The sequence below is a fragment of the Cognatundibacterium curvum genome (assembly GCF_014284235.1).
GTDB lineage: Bacteria > Pseudomonadota > Gammaproteobacteria > Burkholderiales > Burkholderiaceae_D > Undibacterium > Undibacterium curvum.
Genome location: NZ_JACOGD010000039.1, coordinates 1 through 318, shown reverse-complemented (window position 1 = coordinate 318; position 318 = coordinate 1). Strand labels below are relative to the sequence as shown.

The following is a 318-nucleotide window of genomic DNA, read 5'->3' as shown; positions in this document are numbered from 1 at the left end:
GCGAAGCGCGTGGGTATTCCGGTTTGCAACCGCCCACATTGAAGTCGATCACAGGTGCCACGCTGACCGGGCCGGTGGACTTGGTTTCAGCCGCTGGCGGCGCTGGTGGCGCTGTCTTGGTGAAAGTCGTGGTTTCCGGTTTGGCGTTGGTCACCGCAGAAATAGTGTTCTGTGGCTGTACCTGTGGCTGTACCTGCACTTCCGGCGGCGGAATGAATGGTGGCGGCGGAGCCAGCAGTTTCGGCGGCGGTGGTGGTGGCGTGTCTGGTGGTGGCGGAGGCGGTTTGACCTCTTCCACGATTTTTGTTTCTAGGGGCT

At 61.3% G+C, this 318-nt stretch carries 1 pseudogene; it reads right to left on the bottom strand.

Annotated features, from left to right (window positions below):
• Window positions 1-318 (bottom strand): annotated as a pseudogene (locus tag H8K43_RS18765) (ABC transporter substrate-binding protein); the annotation flags it as partial.